The 18,971-nt window shown below is 72.2% G+C and carries 18 protein-coding genes and 1 tRNA gene; 6 read left to right on the top strand and 13 right to left on the bottom strand.

Annotated elements, in window-relative coordinates:
• Nucleotides 1-3: 3 nt before the first annotated feature.
• Nucleotides 4-76, bottom strand: a tRNA-Lys gene (locus J1M37_RS04935).
• A 158-nt stretch (nt 77-234) separates the two neighbouring features.
• Here J1M37_RS04935 and J1M37_RS04930 point away from each other — a divergent pair.
• From J1M37_RS04930 to J1M37_RS04920, 3 genes are all read left to right on the top strand, one after another.
• Nucleotides 235-909, top strand: a complete 675-nt coding sequence (locus J1M37_RS04930; RefSeq protein ID WP_036339116.1) for a hypothetical protein — start codon at nt 235-237, stop codon at nt 907-909.
• Nucleotides 910-1,048: 139 nt separating this feature from the next.
• Nucleotides 1,049-1,675, top strand: a complete 627-nt coding sequence (locus J1M37_RS04925; protein ID WP_036314859.1) for a hypothetical protein — start codon at nt 1,049-1,051, stop codon at nt 1,673-1,675.
• Between the two features lie 15 nt (nt 1,676-1,690).
• Nucleotides 1,691-2,716 carry an inorganic phosphate transporter gene (locus J1M37_RS04920; RefSeq protein WP_206452213.1) on the top strand — a complete coding sequence of 342 codons (1,026 nt, stop codon included), beginning with the start codon at nt 1,691-1,693 and terminating at the stop codon, nt 2,714-2,716.
• A 92-nt stretch (nt 2,717-2,808) separates the two neighbouring features.
• Here J1M37_RS04920 and pstB read toward each other — a convergent pair whose 3' ends face one another.
• The 4 genes from pstB to pstS all read right to left on the bottom strand — a co-directional run bounded on the left by pstB (nt 2,809) and on the right by pstS (nt 7,060).
• Nucleotides 2,809-3,588 carry a phosphate ABC transporter ATP-binding protein PstB gene (pstB, locus tag J1M37_RS04915; RefSeq protein ID WP_206452212.1) on the bottom strand — a complete coding sequence of 260 codons (780 nt, stop codon included), beginning with the start codon at nt 3,586-3,588 and terminating at the stop codon, nt 2,809-2,811.
• 85 nt (nt 3,589-3,673) lie between these two features.
• Nucleotides 3,674-4,855, bottom strand: a complete 1,182-nt coding sequence (gene pstA, locus J1M37_RS04910) for a phosphate ABC transporter permease PstA (protein WP_136939891.1) — start codon at nt 4,853-4,855, stop codon at nt 3,674-3,676.
• Nucleotide 4,856: 1 nt separating this feature from the next.
• Nucleotides 4,857-5,813, bottom strand: coding sequence for a phosphate ABC transporter permease subunit PstC (gene pstC / locus J1M37_RS04905; protein WP_446724883.1), 957 nt, complete (start codon nt 5,811-5,813; stop codon nt 4,857-4,859).
• A gap of 134 nt (nt 5,814-5,947) precedes the next feature.
• Nucleotides 5,948-7,060 (bottom strand): phosphate ABC transporter substrate-binding protein PstS, encoded by a 1,113-nt coding sequence (pstS, locus tag J1M37_RS04900; RefSeq protein WP_206452211.1) that lies wholly within the window; start codon nt 7,058-7,060, stop codon nt 5,948-5,950.
• Between the two features lie 226 nt (nt 7,061-7,286).
• On the opposite strand from pstS, the gene J1M37_RS04895 reads away from it, so the two are divergent.
• Both J1M37_RS04895 and radA read left to right on the top strand, forming a co-directional pair.
• A complete protein-coding gene (locus J1M37_RS04895; RefSeq protein WP_206452210.1) occupies nt 7,287-8,456 on the top strand; it encodes an FUSC family protein in 1,170 nt (389 codons plus the stop codon).
• A gap of 89 nt (nt 8,457-8,545) precedes the next feature.
• On the top strand, nt 8,546-9,982 hold the full coding sequence (gene radA, locus J1M37_RS04890; protein WP_206452209.1) for a DNA repair protein RadA: 1,437 nt from the start codon (nt 8,546-8,548) through the stop codon (nt 9,980-9,982).
• A 13-nt stretch (nt 9,983-9,995) separates the two neighbouring features.
• Here the strand turns inward: radA and J1M37_RS04885 are convergent, their stop codons facing one another.
• Nucleotides 9,996-10,859: a hypothetical protein gene (locus tag J1M37_RS04885; RefSeq protein ID WP_036339123.1), complete on the bottom strand. Its 864-nt coding sequence runs from the start codon at nt 10,857-10,859 to the stop codon at nt 9,996-9,998.
• 41 nt (nt 10,860-10,900) lie between these two features.
• Between J1M37_RS04885 and J1M37_RS04880 the strand changes: the two genes are divergently transcribed.
• Nucleotides 10,901-11,833 carry an A/G-specific adenine glycosylase gene (locus J1M37_RS04880; RefSeq protein ID WP_206452208.1) on the top strand — a complete coding sequence of 311 codons (933 nt, stop codon included), beginning with the start codon at nt 10,901-10,903 and terminating at the stop codon, nt 11,831-11,833.
• A gap of 37 nt (nt 11,834-11,870) precedes the next feature.
• On the opposite strand, the gene J1M37_RS04875 is transcribed toward J1M37_RS04880, so the two are convergent.
• The 7 genes from J1M37_RS04875 to J1M37_RS04845 form a co-directional block, all read right to left on the bottom strand.
• Nucleotides 11,871-12,386: an amino-acid N-acetyltransferase gene (locus J1M37_RS04875; RefSeq protein WP_206451333.1), complete on the bottom strand. Its 516-nt coding sequence runs from the start codon at nt 12,384-12,386 to the stop codon at nt 11,871-11,873.
• A gap of 96 nt (nt 12,387-12,482) precedes the next feature.
• Nucleotides 12,483-12,665, bottom strand: coding sequence for an Rv0909 family putative TA system antitoxin (locus J1M37_RS04870; protein ID WP_041104640.1), 183 nt, complete (start codon nt 12,663-12,665; stop codon nt 12,483-12,485).
• 326 nt (nt 12,666-12,991) lie between these two features.
• The gene (locus J1M37_RS04865; RefSeq protein WP_206452207.1) at nt 12,992-15,547 is read right to left on the bottom strand and encodes an ATP-dependent Clp protease ATP-binding subunit; all 2,556 of its coding nucleotides are present in this window, start codon (nt 15,545-15,547) and stop codon (nt 12,992-12,994) included.
• Between the two features lie 156 nt (nt 15,548-15,703).
• Complete coding sequence (locus J1M37_RS04860) at nt 15,704-16,006, bottom strand: histone-like nucleoid-structuring protein Lsr2 (RefSeq protein WP_036314827.1); 303 nt, start codon at nt 16,004-16,006, stop codon at nt 15,704-15,706.
• Between the two features lie 164 nt (nt 16,007-16,170).
• The gene (locus J1M37_RS04855; RefSeq protein WP_036384193.1) at nt 16,171-16,410 is read right to left on the bottom strand and encodes a hypothetical protein; all 240 of its coding nucleotides are present in this window, start codon (nt 16,408-16,410) and stop codon (nt 16,171-16,173) included.
• A 1-nt stretch (nt 16,411) separates the two neighbouring features.
• The gene (gene lysS / locus J1M37_RS04850; RefSeq protein WP_044658626.1) at nt 16,412-17,926 is read right to left on the bottom strand and encodes a lysine--tRNA ligase; all 1,515 of its coding nucleotides are present in this window, start codon (nt 17,924-17,926) and stop codon (nt 16,412-16,414) included.
• 32 nt (nt 17,927-17,958) lie between these two features.
• Entirely contained in the window at nt 17,959-18,948 is a 990-nt protein-coding gene (locus J1M37_RS04845) for an NAD(P)-dependent oxidoreductase (RefSeq protein WP_206452206.1), read from the bottom strand.
• Nucleotides 18,949-18,971 lie beyond the last annotated feature (23 nt).

Genomic DNA, 18,971 nt, shown 5'->3' with positions numbered 1-18,971 from the left:
CGGTGGGCCCTGCGGGGATCGAACCCGCGACCGGCGGATTAAAAGTCCGATGCTCTGCCAGCTGAGCTAAAGGCCCTCACCCGCGGCCGACGACGACGGCGTGCGGCCGACGACGGCGACCCTCGCGGGTGCCCTCCGATGGTAGCCCAGGCGTCCGGGGCACTACCGTGGACGGGGCCGCCGCCTCCGGCGACCACGTCCCCACCCCGATGCGCCCTCGAAGGGAGCCCGCCCATGGCACGTCACCGCCTGCCCGCCGGCCGCGGCGCCAGCTCGAGCGCCTCGGGCGTGCTGCGCCCGCACCGGCCCCGCCTCTCGGAGCCGCAGGAGCTCACGCACTTCGCCGGCGGCGAAGACCCCCAGGAAGTGGCCGCGGCGGCCTCGCGCCTGGCCCACGCCCTCGTGGCAGGCGGCCGCGCAGAGGAGGACCCGGCCGTCGTCGAGCGGCTGGTCGGGCTGGTCCACGAGCTCGGCGTCGAGACGCTCGCGGAGCTGTGGGCGGACGCCCCGCCCGTCTCGCTCGCCGGCGCCCTGTGGCGCCTGTACGTGCTCCAGGAGGCGACGGCCCGTGACGGCGAACGCTGGGCCGCCTGGTACCGCGCCGGGCATGCCGCCTACGCCTCGCGCGTCGTGGCGGGCGCCGTCGAGCCGCCGGGGCCGGCCGAGCTGCGCCGCCTCACGGACACGATCCTCACGGGCGCCTACCGCTCCGAGATCGACGTCGCGTTCGAGCGCGCCGCGGCCTACGCCCGCGTCGTGGCCCTGGGCCAGGTCGAGCACGCCGAGGGCTCCGAGGCCGCCGCCCCGGACCGCGCCGCCGCCCTCACCCGCCGGGCCGCGCGCCTGGTCAGCACCGCCGACGCCCTGGAGGCGGCGGGTCGAGCGTTTCGGGACGGATCGCTAGACTGAAGGGGACGGCGCCGGGCCGCTGGTAACCCCGGGCTCCAACACATAGCCGCTGCGAGCGGCCTTCCGCCGAGAGGCGTTCCCGGTCCGGCGTCGTCGTCGACCCCTTCGCCACCCGTCGACGAGAGAGCGACCGCTGCCCATGTCCCCCCGCATGCCCTGGCTCGTCACGCGCGACACCCCGGCGCTGCGCCACATGGCGGACCTCGCCGAGGCCCTACACCGGTCCGTGCATCTGGTGGCCCAGGTCGCGGGGACCCGCGGACCCGAGGCGGACCGTGCCGCCCGTGAGCTCGAGGAGCTCGACTCGTCCTCGAGCGCCACCCTCATGGCCTTCCTCACCGCGCTGCGCAGCGCCTACGTGACGCCGCTGCCCCGTCAGGACCTCTACCGGCTGGCCAGCGGCGTGCACGCGACCACCCGGCGCGTCGTGTCGGCGGGCGTGCTGATCCAGCGGGCCGACCTCGAGGAGCTGCCGACGCACGCCCTCGACGTCCTCGAGACCGTGGGCCGTCAGGCCGAGCTGCTCGCCCGCGGCGCCGCCGAGATGCGCGACCTCGACGCCCTGGAGGCCACGTGGATGCAGCTGCTGCGCGCCTCCCGCCGCACGGAGCGGATCATGGTCGAGTGGCTCGCCGACCTCGGCATGGACCTGCTGCAGCGCGACTACAACCGCCAGCGCGAGGTCGCCTGGGCGCTGCACGCGGCGCTCGAGGCCCTCTCCCGCGTGAACATGGACCTGGGCATGGTGCTCGTCCGTGAGTCCTGAGCCGGTGGAGGCGCCGTGACCGCGGGGCTCGCCGTCGTCCTCGTGCTGCTGTGCGCCGTCGGCGCGCTGATGGGGTTCCGCGACGCCCCCAACGCCGCGGCGCTGCCTGTCCGGTACCGGGCGCTGACGCCGCGCGGGGCCCTCCTCCTGACCGGGGCGGTCAACACCGTGGGCGCGCTGCTGGGCATCGGGCTCATCACGCTGAGCGTGCACTACTTCACCTCGCCCGCGGTGCGCAGCGAGATCGGCCCCCTGGCCGTGGGCGTGTCCTGCGTGGTGACCCTCGTGTGGGGTCTGCTGCTGTGGTGGCGGCGCCTGCCCGGCTCCAGCACGCACGCGCTGATCTCCGCGCTGGCGGGCAGCCACCTCGCCGTGCGCCTGAGTCTGGACATCGACGTCGCCCACACCATCTTCGACCTCGTCCGCGCCGAGGTGCTGCTCAGCCTGCTGCTCTCCCCCCTGATCGCGTGGGCGCTCGCCCGCCTGCTCACCGCCCCCGCCATGCGGCTCGCCACCCGGGGCACCACGGTCAACGTCCAGCACCGGGCCCGCGTCGCGTTGGGCATCTCCGCCAGCGCCATGGCCATGGGCCACGGCCTGCAGGCCGGTCAGCGCATGGGGGTGCTGTGGGCCGCCGTGCTGGTGGGGTCCGGGTCCGTCCTGGCGCCGGACGCCCTGACGGCCGAGTTCGTGGGGGGCGCGTTCCTGTTCGCCTTCGCGGTCGGGCTCGGCACGCTGGGTGGCGCCTGGCGGATCGCCTGGACCCTCACCGAGCGTCTCGTCCGCCTCGACCCCCTGCGGGCGTCCGTGGCCGCCGTCATCCCCGGGGGCCTGCTGTTCGTCGGCTCCCTGGTGTTCCACCTGCCCCTGTCCTCCACCCACACGGCGACGGCGGCCATCGTGGGCGCCGGCCAGACGCAGACCTACGCGTCCGTGCGCTGGCCCACCGTGCTGCGCGTGGTCGGCTGGTGGCTGCTGACGCCGGTGGCCTGTGCCCTTCTCGGCCTCCTCGGCACGCTGGCCCTCGTCCCGCTGGCCTGAGGCCGCGCCCGACGACGACGCCCGGCCCCGCAGACGCCGCGACCCCGCCCGGCGTGCAGCCGGACGGGGTCGGGTACGGAGCGCGGGGCGGCTCAGCCGAAGCGGCCGGAGACGTAGTCCTCGGTCTGCTGGCTCGAGGGGTTGTTGAAGATGACGTTGGTGTCGTCGTACTCGATCAGCTTGCCGGGCTTGCCGACACCCTGGATGTTGAAGAACGCGGTCTTGTCCGCCACGCGCGCGGCCTGCTGCATGTTGTGCGTGACGATGATGACCGTGTACTCCTCCTTGAGCTCGTTGATCAGGTCCTCGACGGCGAGGGTGGAGATCGGGTCGAGCGCGGAGCAGGGCTCGTCCATGAGGATCACGTCGGGCTGCACCGCGATGGAGCGGGCGATGCACAGACGCTGCTGCTGGCCGCCGGAGAGGCCGGAGCCGGGCTTGTCGAGGCGGTCCTTGACCTCGTTCCACAGGTTGGCGCCGCGCAGGGACTTCTCCACGAGCTCGTCCGCACGGGACTTGTTCAGGCGGGTGCCGTTGAGCTTGTAGCCGGCCAGCACGTTGTCGCGGATGGACATCGTCGGGAACGGGTTCGGGCGCTGGAAGACCATGCCGATCTGGGAGCGGACGCGGACCGGGTCCACACCGTTCCCGTAGATGTCCTCGCCGTCGAGCAGGAGCTTGCCGTCCACGGTGGCGCCGGGGAGCACCTCGTGCATGCGGTTGATGCTGCGCAGGAAGGTGGTCTTGCCGCAGCCGGAGGGGCCGATGAAGGCGGTGACGGAGCGGGGGGCGATGTCGATGTTGACGCCCTCGACGGCCTTGAACTTGCCGTAGAAGACATCGACGTCGATGGCCTGGATGCGCTTGGACATGAGTGGTTCTGTTCCTTCGTGGAAGTCTCTGGGGGGTGCGACGGGGTCGGGGCCGGCTGCCCGGGGGATTCCGGGCAGCCGGGCCTCACCGGCCCTTCTTGGGGGCGAACGCCTTGGCGATGAACCGTGCCGCCAGGTTGAGCAGCATGACGATGGTCACGAGCAGCAGGGCGGCTGCCCAGGCGCGGGCGGTCGAGGGGTCCGCCGCCGTGGGCGAGGTCGGGGCGACCAGCTGGCGGTAGATGTACACCGGCAGCGCGGTCATCCAGTTGTCGAACGGGTTCCAGTTGATGCTGGTGGCGAAGCCGGCCGTCACGAGGATCGGCGCGGTCTCGCCGGCCACGCGGGCGATGGCCAGGGTGACGCCGGAGGCGATGCCGGAGATCGCGGTGGGCAGGACCACCTTGGCGATGGTCTGCCACTTGCGCACGCCGAGGGCGTAGGCGCCCTCGCGCAGCTCGTTGGGCACCACACGGAGCATCTCCTCCGTGGATCGGACGACCACGGGGATCATGAGCACCGAGAGCGCGATCGCGGCCGTGAGACCCATCTGCACGGACTGCAGTGCGGTGGACTTGCTGCCGGTGACCAGGGTCAGGACCCACGTGATCGCGGCGTAGGCGAAGAGGCCGGCCACGATCGAGGGGATGCCGGTCATGACGTCCACGAAGAACACGATGGCGCGGGAGAACCAGCCGCCGCGGCTGTACTCCACCAGGTAGATGGAGGTGAGCATGCCGATCGGCACGGAGATCAGGGTCGCGATGATCGTGATCACGACGGTGCCGATCAGGGCGTGGCCGAAACCGCCCGCGAGCCCGCCGGCGGGCTTGCCGTCCTCCACCCACGCCGAGTCGTCGATGCCGGTGATGCCCTTCATGTCGTACGCCATGATCTGCGGGTTGGCGATCAGGGTCGGCAGACCGGCGGAGAGGACCGACCACAGCACGGAGACCAGCGGCACCAGGGCCACGAGGAACGCCAGCCACACGAGGTTGCGGCACAGGCCGTCTGCGGCGCGGCGCCGGTTCTCCATCACGCGGGTGGCCACGTAGAGCCCCGCGATGTAGAGGATGGCGGCGATGATCACGAAACCGACGACGTTGAAGGCGCCGCTGAGCAGCACGGTCAGGCCGGCGGCGACGATGGCCGCGGCAGCTGCGACGGCCATCCAGGTCCAGCCGGGCTTCTGACCCTCGGTCAGGGAGTGACGCCGCGGCGTCACGCTGTCCTCGGTGGCCCGGGGAGAAGTCGAGACAGTGCTCATGTCAGTTGGCTCCCGAGAATTCCTTGTGCTTGTTCACGATCGCGCGGGCGATCATGTTCACCGCCAGGGTGATGATGAAGAGCATGAGACCGGCAGCGATCAGCTCGTGCAGGCGCATGTTGAACGCCTCGGGGAAGTTGAGCGCGATCTCCGACGGGATCGTCTGGTTCCTGCCGGACTCCACGAGCGACCAGGAGAAGACGCCGCCGGAGAGCACCATGGTGACCGCCATGGTCTCGCCGAGCGCGCGGCCGAGGCCGAGCATGATCGAGGAGATGATGCCGGCCCGGGCGAACGGGAACACGGTCATCTTGATCATCTCCCAGCGCGTGGCGCCGAGGCCGAGCGCGGCCTCCTCGTGGAGCTTCGGGGTCTGGGTGAAGATCTCACGGCAGAGCGCGGTGATGATCGGCAGGACCATCACGGCCAGCACGACGCCCGAGGTCAGCAGGGTGCGGCCCGTGGTGGTGGCCGAGCCGCCGAAGAACGGGATGAAGCCCAGGTTCTCGTTGAGCCAGCCGTAGATCGGCACCATCAGCGGAGCGAGCGTCAGCCAGCCCCACACGCCGTAGACCACGGAGGGGATCGCGGCCAGCAGATCGATCACGAAGCCCACCGACTGCGCGATGCGCGGGGGCGCATAGTGCGAGATGAACAGGGCGACACCGATCGCGACCGGGGTGGCGATGAGCAGAGCGATGATCGACACCATCACGGTGCCGGCCATGAGCGGCCACACGTACTGGAAGAAGGAGTTCGCGGACACGAGCTCCGCGCCCGGCTGCAGGGCAGGCCATGCCTCCGTCAGGAGGAAGATCGCCACGAAGGCGAGCACGAGCAGGATCAGGACGGCGGCCGCCAGGGCCCCGCCGGAGAGGAGCTTGTCTCCGGCGGCTCCGCGGCGGGGGCCGCGCAGGCTGGACGGCTTCGGTGCCGCCTCGTTGGTGGTTGAGGACACAGTGCCTTCCCTCAGATCGACGTGCGTGGTGATGGACGGGCCGCAACGAACGAGAGCCCTGACGCGGCTTCAGCCGCCGGGCCCGTGGGGCCCGGCGGCCGAAGCGGCGGCGGATCAGTCGATGAGAAGCGACATCAGCCCTTGACCGAGATGGCCTCGATGCGCTCCATGGCCTTCTTGCGGGTGTCCTCGGAGATCGGGGCGTTGCCCGCGGACTCCTCGGCGGTCTTCTGACCGTCCTCGGACACGACGTACTCGGCGAAGGCCTTGACCTGGTCCACGGTCTCCTGCGACTCGTACTGGTTGCAGTAGATGTGGTAGGAGACCAGCACGACGGGGTACACGCCGGACTCGTCGGTGGCGCGGTCGAGCTCGATCGAGCCGTCCTCCTTGGCCTCGGACTTCTCGACGGTCGCGGCCGCGGCCTCGGCGGAGTACTTCACGTACTCCTCGCCGACCTTCACGGACACGGTGCCCAGCTCGCCCACGGCGGAGGCGTCGGCGTAGGTGATGGCGCCTTCGGTCTGGGAGGCCAGGCCCACGACACCCTTGGTGCCCTGGGCGGACTCGGCGGTGATGTCGGACGGCCAGGTCTCGACCTCGTCGTAGGACCAGGCATCGCCGGCGGCCTCGGTGAGGTAGGCGGTGAAGTTCTCGGTGGTGCCCGAGTCGTCGGAACGGTGCACGACGGTGATCGGGGTGTCGGGCAGCTCGACGCCCTCGTTCTGCGCGGCGATGGCCTCGTCGTTCCAGTTCTTGATCTCGCCGGAGAACACCTTGGCGATGGTCTCGGCGTCCATCTTGACCTCATCGACGCCCGGCAGGTTGTAGGCCACGGCGATCGGGGAGATGTAGGCCGGCACGTGGAACGCGCCCTCGTCGCCGCAGTTCTCCTTGGCGGACTCAGCCTCCTCCTCCTTGAGGGCGGCGTCGGAGCCGGCGAAGGAGGTGGCGCCGGCGAGGAACTTCTCACGACCGGCACCGGAGCCGTCCGGGGAGTACTGCACGGTCAGGTTCGGAGCGGTCTCGGTGACACCCTGGGTCCAGGCGGTCATGGCCGCCTCCTGCGAGGAGGCGCCGGCGCCGACCAGGTTGCCCTGGACCTCGGAGGTGGCGCCCTGCTCGCCGCCGGCGGAGCCGGAGGCATCGGAGCCGCCGTTGCCGCTGTCCGCGGAGGAGCAGGCGGTCAGGGCGATGGCGGCCACGGACAGGAGGGCGGCGGAGCGGCCGAAGCGGAGAGCCTTCACGAAGAGCCTCTTTCAATCGGATGACGACGGTGAGGGCAGAGCGTCCGGCTGGCCCGGTTCTGCACCGCACTCGACCGTACGGTCCAGAGGTGAATCGAGTGCTCGGCCGGGGTGAACAGATGGTGAACGGGAGCGGCATTCGCGGGATTCGGCTGTGCGGTGGGTCACAATGCCTGGTTGAGCCCCGTACGGCGGGGGCTCCGCGGCGTCGGACTAGGCTGGCCGCATGACGGACCGCTTCGCCACCGCCACGGGCACGGTGCCGATGGTCGACCCCCAGACCCGCGGGGAGCGCCTCGGCCGCTTCCTGCGTCGGCGCGCCCGTGCGGGTTGGTCCCGCGTCCGCTCCTCCGTGGGCCAGGCCGCCCTCGTCGCGGTCTGCGCGGTGGGCGCCTACTGGTTCGCGGAGACCATCCTGGGCCACCAGCAGCCCCTGTTCGCCTCCACCGCCCTGCTGATCGCCCTCGGCTTCCAACGGGAGCCGAAGCTGCGCAAGGTGGCCGAGGTCGCCGTCGGCTGCACCGTCGGCATCCTGATCGGGGACCTGCTCATGGTCGGGCTCGGCCGCGGCCTGTGGCAGGCCTCGGTGGTCGTGTTCGTGTCCGTGATGGTGGCCCGGTTCCTGGACTCCGGCGCCACGTTCACGATGCAGATGTCCCTGCAGTCCGTCCTCGTGGTCCTCCTGCCCATCGGCGCGGGAGGGCCGTTCGTCCGCAGCCAGGACGCGATCGTGGGCGGCGTCCTGGCCCTGCTCGTCACGTTCCTCTCACCCCAGGACGTGCGCCGTCCCGCGGTGCGTCAGCTGGGTGGGCTCTACAACTCGATCGCCACGGTGCTGCGCGACCTCTCCCGGGCCCTGCGGGAGGACGACTCCCGCACCGCCTGGATGGCGCTCGTGGCCAGCCGCGGCACGCACACCACGCTGGAGGCGCTGCGCAAGGAGCTGCGCGTCACGCATGAGCAGACCCTCTTCAACCCGCTGCACCGCTCCTCGCGCTCCTTCGTGGACGACGCGGTGAACGCGGCGGACCGCTCGGACCTGGCGGTGCGCTCCCTGCGGATCGTGGCCCGGCGGGTGGTCTCGGTCCTGGACGAGGGCGTGTTCGACGACGACGACCGCGAGCGCCTGGCAGCCTGGTTCGACGACGCCGCGGACGCCGTCGAGATCCTGCACCGCTCCCTCGTGGAGCCGCAGGCCGAGGGCCGCCATCGCTCGCTGTCCGTGGCGCGGGACGCCCTGGGGGCGTCCGCGTCCGCGTTGGACCCGCACCAGCTGGGCGGCGGATCCGTGCACGGCGAGGCGCTCGTGATGCTGCTGCGGCCCATGATGGTGGACCTCATCGAGGCCACGGGCGCCGAGCACGACGAGGCGCGGGCCTACCTGCCCCGCGTCTGAGCCCGACGGCGGCGCGCGGCCCCGGCGGTCGACGTCGGGGCCGCCTGCGGGCCGGTTAACGCGTCCGCCCCGGATCCTAGAGTGGGCGCATGGCCACCAAGACCGCCCCGAAGCGCGCCCCCGGATACCGCTGCACCGAGTGCGGCTGGACCACCGTGAAGTGGGTCGGCCGCTGCGGGGAGTGCCAGTCGTGGGGCACGGTCGAGGAGATCGGCCTGACGTCCACCACCGGCCGCACGCGCGCGGCCACGGTCGCGGAGGTCGCGCCGCGCATCGCGGACGTGGACGCCACGCTGGCCTCGTTCCGCTCCACGGGGGTGCGCGAGCTGGACCGTGTGCTCGGCGGCGGCCTCGTGCCGGGCGCGGTGATCCTGCTGGCCGGCGAGCCGGGCATCGGCAAGTCCACGCTGCTGCTGGACGTGGCCGCCCAGACGGCCCGCGGCGCGGGCGGCGGCGGTCCGCGCTCGGTGCTGTACCTGACGGGTGAGGAGTCGGCGGCGCAGGTGCGCTCCCGCGCAGACCGGATCGGGGCGATCGCGGACACCCTGCGCTTGACGGCGGAGACGGACCTGGGTCGGGCGCTGGGGCAGATCGAGCGGACGGACCCGGAGCTGGTGATCGTAGACTCCGTGCAGACCCTGCAGTCCACCGAGGTGGACGGGATCGCCGGGGGCGTCAGCCAGGTGCGCGAGGTGGCGGCCAGCCTCATCCGCACGGCCAAGGAGAAGGGGATCACCACGGTCCTGGTGGGCCACGTGACGAAGGACGGGACCATCGCGGGTCCGCGGCTGCTCGAGCACCTCGTGGACGTGGTCTGCCAGTTCGAGGGGGACCGCCACTCACGGCTGCGCCTGGTGCGTGCGGTGAAGAACCGCTTCGGGCCCACGGACGAGGTCGGCTGCTTCGATCTGCGGGAGGACGGCATCGAGTCCCTGGACGACCCCTCCGGTCTGTTCCTCTCGGGCGTCTCGGAGCCGGTCGAGGGCACGTGCGTGACGGTGACGCTCGAGGGCCGGCGCCCGCTCGTGGCCGAGGTGCAGTCCCTGCTCACCCCGTCCGCCGGCGGCAGCCCGCGCCGCACCGTCTCCGGCGTGGACGCGGCGCGCGTGAACATGCTCCTGGCCGTGCTCCAGCGCCGGGCCCGTTTCGCCCTCGCCCAGGACGACTGCTACGTGGCCACCGTGGGCGGCGTGCGACTCTCGGAGCCCGCCTCGGACCTGGCCGTGGCCGTCGCCGTGGCCTCGGCGAAGCTCTCGGCCCCCGTCCCGCAGGGGATGATCGCGGTCGGCGAGCTCGGGCTTGCCGGGGAGGTGCGCCCCGTGCCCGGCATCGGGCGACGGGTGCGTGAGGCTGCGCGGCTGGGCTTCACCCGCGCGCTGGTCCCCCGCTCCCCCGAGCCGCTCGGGGAGGTCCCGGCGGGCTTCACGGTGGCGGAGGTCGGCTCGATCGGCGAGGCCCTCGCCACGATCCCCACGTGGACCGGCGGCGGCCCGGCCGCGCGTCCGGAGGTCGGCCCCGGCCGCTGACGACGCGCCCGGCTCAGCGGGACGGCGACGGCGACGGGTCGGTGGTCGTGGCCGGTGCCGCGGACGGCGAAGCCGACGCCGATGCTGAGGCGGACGCCGAGGCTGAGGCCGACGCCGGAGCTGAGGCGGACGCCGACGGGGAGGCGCTGCCGCTCGAGGAGGGGGTGGCCGAGGAGGGGGTGGCCGAGGAGCCGCCGTCCTGGGCCCCCGGGGCGAGCTCCTCGAGGATCTTCAGCGCGACGGGGCGGGAGGTGACGTCGCCGAGGCTGACCGTCAGCAGATGGGGTCCGGGCTCCGCGAGAGCGCCGAGTCGGCCGCAGTCCTGGCTCGAGGCACGGCCGGACCAGCGGTACACGGCGGTGAGCTCCTCGTGCGGGTACAGCACCCGCTGGGCCTCCGCGGGGTCCGCCTGGCAGATGCGGGTGGAGAAGACGTCGTCGCCCTCGGCCGTGCGGATCCTGAACTCCTGTCGGGCCGTGCCCACATCCGTGCGGCACGGGGTCGAGGAGAGGTTCGTGATGCCCAGGCGCAGCTCGGCCTCCTCGCCCCGCTGGTACTCGGACCGGTCCGCGGAGGCGGTGATCCGCAGGTCCGAGGGCTGGCACTCGGCCGCGTCCTCGAGGGCCACGGTGGGCGAGGCGGAGCCGGACTCGGCGTCCGTCGCCGGGGCGGGCGACGGGGAGTGCACCGGCGTCGGGGCGGCGGAGGGGTCGGCGTCCTCGGAGGAGAAGGCGCCGATCCCGGCGCGGACGAGCGCCACGACGGCCCACCCCACCAGGAGCAGGAGCACGAGGGCGAGCAGGGCGGCCACGAGCCGCCGGCGGCGGTAGACGGCGGGGGACGGCTTCGACCCGGGGGAAGTCGGACGAGACGGCATGCGATCCAGGGTAGGCGGCGGCGCACCCTACAGTGGACGCCATGCCCGCGCCCGCCCCCCTCGTCCCGCCCACGGTGGACGTGCCGCGCCTGCACGACGCGGTGCTGGGCTGGTTCGCCGTCCACGCCCGGGACCTTCCCTGGCGCAGCCCGGACTGCTCCCCGTGGGGCGTGCTCGTCTCGGAGATCATGCTCCAGCAGACACCGGTCGTGAGGGTGCTGCCCCGCTGGCGGGAGTGGCTGGAGCGCTGGCCCACCCCCGCGGACCTGGCCGCCGCCCCCACCGCAGACGTGCTCACGGCCTGGGACCGGCTCGGCTACCCGCGCCGGGCCCTGCGCCTCCAGGAGGCCGCCCGGGCCGTCGTCGAGCGCCACGACGGCCGGGTGCCGGCCGACCCCGCCGCCCTGCGCGCCCTGCCCGGCGTCGGCGAGTACACGGCCGCGGCGGTCGCGAGCTTCGCGTTCGGCGTCCCCGAGACCGTCGTGGACACCAACGTGCGCCGGGTGATCGCGCGCGCGGTCGCGGGTGAGGCCCTGCCCGGCAGGTCGCTGACCCGCGCCGAGATGCGCCGCGCCCAGGCCCTCATGCCCGAGGACCCCGCCCGCGCCAACGCGTGGAACGCGGCCGTCATGGAACTCGGGGCCCTCGTCTGCACCGCCCGCTCCCCCGCCTGCGACCGCTGCCCGCTGGCGGAGACGTGCGCGTGGGTCGCAGCGGGCTCCCCGCCGCCGGTGGAGGTGCCGCGCGGCCAGGCCTGGGCCGGCACGGACCGTCAGGTGCGCGGGGCCGTGATGGCCGCCGTCCGCGAGCACGGGCGCGTGGCCGAGGCGGAGGTGCCCGCCGTCGTCGTGGCCGGGGGGCGGCTCGGGTCGCACCGCCCCGACGACGCGCAGTGGGCGCGGTGCGTCGCCGGGCTCGTGTCGGACGGGCTGCTGGCCCGGGACGACGACGGCGGCCTCACCTTCCCGGACTGACCTCGCCGGGGCACGGGGCGGCCCGCGGTGCGGCGGATCAGAGGCGGCGGATCATCCGCGTGTTGCCGAGCGTGTTCGGCTTGACCCGGGCGAGGTCCAGGAACTCGGCGACACCCTCGTCCGTGGAGCGCAGCAGTTCCGCGTAGACCTCCGGGTCCACGACGGACTGGTCCGCCATCACCTCGAAACCGTGCCGGCGGAAGAACTCGACCTCGAAGGTCAGGCAGAAGACCCGCTCGACGCCCACGGCCCGCGCACGGTCCAGCAGCTCCTCGATGACCAGGTGCCCGACGCCGGCCCCCCGGTGGGCCTCCGAGACGGCGAGGGTGCGGACCTCGGCGATGTCCTGCCACATCACGTGGAGGGCGCCGAAGCCGGCCAGGGTCCCGTCCGCCTCCTCGGCGACCACGAACTCCTGGATGGCCTCGTAGTAGGCCACAGCCTCCTTCTGGAGCAGCACGCGCTCTTGCGCCAGCGGCTCCACGAGCGCCTGGATGACCGGCACGTCCTGGGTCCGCGCCGAGCGGAGGGTGAGGGGGCGGTCGGCAGGCATGGGGTCCAGTCTAGGCACGGACATCCCGACCCCGGACAGACGGGAGCCCCCGTCCCGGCGGACCGGGCGGGGGCTCCCGCGGCGTCGACGGCAGGCTCAGGCCTGCTGCTCACCCTCGTCCCCGGACAGGAACTTCTCCTGCGCGCCGTCGACACCCTTGTTCACGGTGTCGCCGTGCTCGCCGAGCTTGTCGCCGTGCTGCTCCTGAGCGTTGTCCACGGCCTCGTCGATCTTGTCCGAGTGCTGGTTTGCGAGGTTGTTCAGGTCACCGATACCCATGGGCGGCCTCCTTCTTCTCGGGGCTGCTCCGCGGCCGTCCCGGCGAGTGCCGGGCCGAAGCGGAGACAGGACCACCGTCGAGCGGTCACAGACCACAGTGGCACCGATCCCGCCGCGAGGGAACCCCTCTCGCGTCTGCGGGGAGGCGGGCCGGTTCAGCGGTCCTTCGCGAGGCCGTCCTTGATGCCGGCGGCGGTGTCGCGGACCTCGGCCCCGACGTCCCCGCGGGGGCACGACGACGGCCCGCCGCCTCCTCCCGAGGGGGAGGGGCGACGGGCCGTGGCCACCGGACGCGCGGTCCGGCGTCGTGGGTCAGGCCCCGCGGGTCACGCGGAGCGGTCGGCGTCCACCGGATCGCCGGCACCGGGCTCGAGCTCGGCCAGGTCCGCACCCTCCAGGGCCTCCCGGCTGCCGGAGAACGTGAACGTCAGCTCGGCGCCCTCCCCCTCGCCCGTGGCGTCCACGGTGATGAGGGAGCCGGCCGGGATCTCACCGAAGAGGATCTTCTCCGAGAGCTGGTCCTCCACCATCTGCTGGATGGTGCGGCGCAGCGGGCGGGCGCCCATGGCCGGATCGTAGCCGCGGTCCGCGAGCAGATCCTTGGCGGACTGGGTGAGCTCGATGGACAGATCCTGCTCCGCCAGGCGCTTGCCGAGGCGGGAGACGAACAGGTCCACGATCTCCACGATCTCGTGCTTCTGCAGCTGCGGGAACACGATCACGTCGTCCACACGGTTGAGGAACTCGGGGCGGAAGTGCTGGCGCAGCTCCTCCTTGACCTTGCCCTTCATCCGCTCGTACCCGGTGGTGGTGTCCGTGGCCGACTGGAAGCCGGTCATGACGCCCTTGGAGATGTCCCGGGTGCCGAGGTTCGTGGTCATGATGATCACGGTGTTCTTGAAGTCCACCACACGGCCCTGCGAGTCGGTCAGGCGACCGTCCTCGAGGATCTGCAGCAGGGAGTTGAACAGGTCCTGATGGGCCTTCTCCACCTCGTCGAACAGCACCACGGAGAACGGACGGCGGCGGACCTTCTCGGTGAGCTGGCCGCCCTCCTCGTAGCCCACGTAGCCGGGAGGGGCGCCGAACAGACGCGAGACGGTGTGCTTCTCCTGGAACTCGGACATGTCCAGCGTGATGAGCGCGTCCTCGTCCCCGAAGAGGAACTCCGCGAGGGACTTGGCCAGCTCCGTCTTGCCGACGCCGGTGGGGCCGGCGAAGATGAACGACCCCGAGGGGCGGTTCGGGTCCTTCAGGCCCGCGCGGGTGCGGCGGATGGCGCGGGACAGGGACTTGATGGCCTCGTCCTGGCCGATCACGCGGCGGTGGAGCTCGTCCTCCATGTTGCGCAGGCGGTCCGTCTCCTCCTCGGTGAGCTTGAACACCGGGATGCCGGTGGACTTGGAGAGCACCTCGGCGATGAGGTCCTCGTCCACCGTGGCGACGTCGGCGTCCGCGCCGGTGCGCCACGCCTGCTCCTTCTCGCGGCGCTCGTCCCCGAGCTGCTGCTCCTGGTCCCGCAGGCGGGCGGCGCCCTCGAAGTCCTGGCCGTCGATGGCGGCCTCCTTCTGGGTGCGCACCTCCGCGATCCGGGACTCGTAGGCCTTGATCTCCGGCGGCACGGTCATGCGACGGATGCGCAGACGCGCGCCGGCCTCGTCGATCAGGTCGATGGCCTTGTCCGGCAGGTGCCGGTCGGAGACGTAGCGGTCCGCCAGGCCGGCGGCGGCCTTGAGCGCGCCGTCGGTGATGGAGACCTTGTGGTGCGCCTCGTAGCGGTCCCGCAGGCCGCGCAGGATCTCCGTGGCGTCCTCGACGGACGGCTCGGCGACCTGGATCGGCTGGAAGCGGCGCTCGAGCGCGGCGTCCTTCTCGATGTGCTTGCGGTACTCGTCCAGCGTGGTGGCGCCGATGGTCTGCAGCTCACCGCGGGCCAGCATCGGCTTGAGGATGCTGGCGGCGTCGATCGCGCCCTCGGCCGCACCCGCCCCGACGAGGGTGTGGATCTCGTCGATGAACAGGATGATGTCCCCGCGCGTGCGGATCTCCTTGAGCACCTTCTTCAGGCGCTCCTCGAAGTCGCCGCGGTAGCGGGAGCCGGCCACGAGGGAGCCGAGGTCCAGCGAGTAGAGCTGCTTGTCCCTGAGCGTCTCCGGGACGTCGCCGCGGTCGATCGCCTGGGCCAGGCCCTCGACGACGGCGGTCTTGCCGACGCCGGGCTCGCCGATGAGCACGGGGTTGTTCTTGGTGCGGCGGGAGAGCACCTGCATGACGCGCTCCATCTCGCCCGCACGCCCGATGACGGGATCCAGCTTGCCGTCGTGCGCGGCCGCGGTGAGGTTGCGTCCGAACTGGTCCAGCACCACGGAGCCGGCGTTCTGGCCGGCCTCGCCGCCCTGGCCCACCCCGGCGCCGGCGGTCTCCTTGCCACCCTGGGCGCCGCCCTGGTAGCCGGAGAGCAGCTGGATGACCGTCTGACGGACGCGGTTCAGGTCCGCGCCGAGCTGCACGAGCACCTGGGCGGCCACGCCCTCGCCCTCGCGGATCAGGCCGAGCAGGATGTGCTCGGTGCCGATGTAGTTGTGGCCGAGCTGCAGCGCCTCGCGCAGGGACAGCTCGAGCACCTTCTTGGCGCGCGGCGTGAAGGGGATGTGGCCGGGCGGGTTCTGCTGACCCTGGCCGATGTCCTCCTGCACCTTCTCTCGCACGGCGCCCAGGGAGATGTCCATGGACTCCAGTGCCTTGGCTGCGACGCCCTCACCCTCGTGGATCAGACCGAGCAGGATGTGCTCGGTACCGATGTAGCTGTGGTTGAGCATGCGCGCCTCTTCCTGGGCGAGCACGACCACCCGCCGGGCGCGGTCGGTGAATCTCTCGAACATGGGCACACTCCTTGCGTACGGTCGTGGTCGAGACTACGCACCCGGGCCGCGTGCCGCGCGACTGTTCGCCAGCGGGAGAAGCGGCCCGGCCGTCGTCGGGAGGGGCCGGAACGAGGCCCGGGGACGCCGATCCCTCGACGCACCCGGGCGGGGCGCTCACTTGCGCTTCGCGTTGCGGTAGGCCTCCACCACGTCGCGGTGCAGACGGCCCCGGCTCGAGACCTCGTAGCCGTTCTCGGCCGCCCACTTGCGGATCTGGGCGGCCTCGACCTTGGGCGACGGCGGCGCCACGGCGCGGCCCTTCTTCATGTAGGGCTTCAGGAACTCACGGAGTTCCGCGGCGTGCTCCTTCGACAGGTCGATCTCGTAATTGCGACCGTCCAATGCGAAGTTCACGGTCTCATCTGCAGGCGAACCGTCAAGATCATCCACGAGGACCACTTCTACCTTCTGTGCCAACGGTGATTCCCACTTTCTTCTCTCGTGCGCGTGTCCCTGGGTTCCGGTCTTCGCTCTCGGGGTTCTTTCCCGCGTGCTCACGATTCCGGCCGTGCACTTGTGGTGATTCAAGAATACCGCAACAAAGCCGGGCAGAAGGATTCTTCAACGCCGGGGAAGGAATCTCACCGGGCGCGGTCCTCCGGATCAGCCCCCGGCCCTCCCTCGGCTCGGCGTCGGGCCGCCCACTCACGGGCCTCGGCCTCCTCGCGGGCCGCCCGCGCGTCCGCGCCCGAGAGCCGGCGGGCCTGACTCTCGCGCTCGCCCGTGTCCGAACGCAGCAGGGAGCGCATCACCAGCCAGAAGATGAGCCCGAGGCCGATCGAGGGGGCGAGGACGGAGAAGTAGTCCCAGAAGTCGGCCATGTCAGGCCTCCGGCTTGAGCAGCGGGAAGAGGATGGTCTCGCGGATGCCGGCGTCCGTGAACAGCATCACCAGGCGGTCGATGCCCAGGCCGATGCCGCCCATGGGCGGGGCGCCGTACTCGAGGGCGCGCAGGAAGTCCTCGTCCAGCTGCATCGCCTCGTCGTCGCCGGCGGCCGCCATCGCCGACTGGGCGGTCAGGCGCTCGCGCTGGATGACGGGGTCGATCAGCTCGGAGAACGCGGTGCCGCGCTCCATGCCGCCGATGATCAGGTCCCAGGCCTCGATGACCCGGTCGTCCGAGCGGTGCGGGCGCGCGAGCGGCTGGGCGGCCGGCGGGTAGTCGTACACGAACGTGGGGTTCATCAGGGTGGGCTCCACGATCTCGCCGAACAGCTCGATCACGAGCTTCTCCGCGTCCCACGCGGGGTCCACCTTGACCTCGTGCTCCGCGGCGATCGCCCGCAGCGTCTCGGCGTCCGTCTCCGGGGTGATCTCGCGGCCCACGGCCTCGGACAGCCCCGGGTACACGGCGACCCAGGCCCACTCGCCGTCGAGGTCGATGACGCCCTTCGCGGTCTCGAGCCGACGCCCGGCGCCCACCGCGTCCGCGGCGTTGAGGATGATCTCCTGCATGCGCTCGGCCATGACGTGCATGTCCGCCCACGCCTCATAGGACTCGAGGGTGGTGAACTCGGGCGAGTGGGTCGAGTCCACGCCCTCGTTGCGGAACACGCGGCCGATCTCGAACACGCGGTCGATGCCGCCGACGACGGCGCGCTTGAGGTACAGCTCGGTGGCGATGCGCAGGGTCATCGGCTGGTCGAACGCGTTGAGGTGCGTCTCGAAGGGACGCGCGAGGGCGCCGCCGTGGACGAGCTGGAGCATCGGGGTCTCCACCTCCACGTAGCCGTGGCCCTCGAGGGTGCGCCGCACCGCCGAGGTGACCTTGGCGCGGGTGTAGACCATGCGGCGGGCCTCCTCGCGCACGATCAGGTCCGCGTAGCGCTGGCGGACGCGGGTCTCCTCGTTCAGGTCCGCGTGCAGCACGGGCAGGGGGCGCAGCGCCTTGGAGGCCATCTCCCATGCCGAGGCCATGATGGACAGCTCGCCGCGGCGCGAGACGATCACCTCGCCGGTGACGGAGAGGAAGTCGCCCAGGTCCACGACCTTCTTCCAGTCGGCCAGGGACTCCTCACCGACGGCGGCCAGGGACACCATGACCTGGAGGCGGACGGCCTCCCCGTCCGCGCCGGACTCCTGCAGGGTGGCGAAGCAGAGCTTGCCGGTGTTGCGGAGGAAGACGACGCGCCCGGTCACCGACACGGTCTCGCCCGAGGCCCAGTCAGGCTCGTGGCCGTCGAACCGCTCACGCACCTCGGCCAGCGCGTGGGTGCGCGGCACCTGCACGGGGTAGGCCTCGCGGCCCGAGGCGAGCAGCTGCTCACGCTTGGCGGCGCGGACGGCCTGCTGATCGTGGTGGTCGACGGCGGCGGAGGCGGAGTTCTGGGTGGTCACGGTCCCCGAGTCTACCGACGGCGCCCCTCCGGTCAGCCGCGCACCTCGGGGTTGACGAGGGCCGGGACCTCCGCGCCCGTGGCCATGGCGATCGCGTTGCGCGCGGCCAGCTCGGCCATCGCGGCGCGGGTGTCCCGGGTGGCGGAGCCCAGGTGCGGCAGGAGCATCACGTTCTCCAGCTCGGCCAGGCCCGGGGCGAGGGCGGGCTCGTCCTCGTAGACGTCCAGACCGGCGCCGAAGAGCCGCCCCTCGCGCAGGGCGGTGACGAGGGCCGCCTCGTCCACCACGGGCCCGCGGGCCGTGTTGACGAGGACGGCGTCGTCCTTCATCTTCGCGATCACGTCTGCATCCACGAGGTGGTGGGTGTCGTCCGTCAGGGGCACGTGGAGGGACAGGACGTCCGCGACCTCGACGAGCTCCTCCCAGCGGACCTGACGGACGCGCCTAGCGAGGTCGCCGAGCTCCTCGGCCGCGACCTCCCGGTGCGCGGGCGGCCGCGGCGCGAACACGACGTCCATGCCGAAGGCGAGCGCGCGCTCGGCCACCGCTTTGCCGATCCGCCCGAAACCGGCCAGGCCCAGGGTCGCGCCGCGCACGTCCCGGCCCACGAGCAGGTCCGGCGCCCAGCCGTGGAAGCGCCCCTCGCGCACCATCCGCTCACCCTCGTGGGCGCGGCGGGTCACACCGAGGATCAGGAGCATCGCGATGTCCGCGGTGGCGTCCGTGAGCACGTCCGGGGTGTTGCCGACGGCGATCCCCCGTCGCGTCGCGGCGGCCACGTCCACGTTGTTGTAGCCGACCGCGTAGTTGGCGATGCCCCTGATCCGCGCGTCGGCGAGCACGCCGGCGGTGAACTTCTGGTCCAGGGCCGAGACGACGACGTCGTAGTCCCCCGAGGCCACCAGCCGCGCGAGCGCGGCGTCCCCTCCGACGTCGGCGCCGTCCACCACCTCTCCGGCCGCGCGCAGCATCCCGAGCCCGGGCTCGGGGAGGCGGGTCATGAGCAGGAAACGGGGGGTCACGGCGGGGCCTCACTCTCGGATCG

Origin of the sequence: Micrococcus sp. KRD012, assembly GCF_017168555.1 — a bacterium.
GTDB classification, from domain to species: Bacteria; Actinomycetota; Actinomycetes; order Actinomycetales; family Micrococcaceae; genus Micrococcus; species Micrococcus luteus.
The sequence above is the reverse complement of the archived record's forward strand: the minus strand, read 5'-3'. Positions and strand labels throughout refer to the sequence as shown.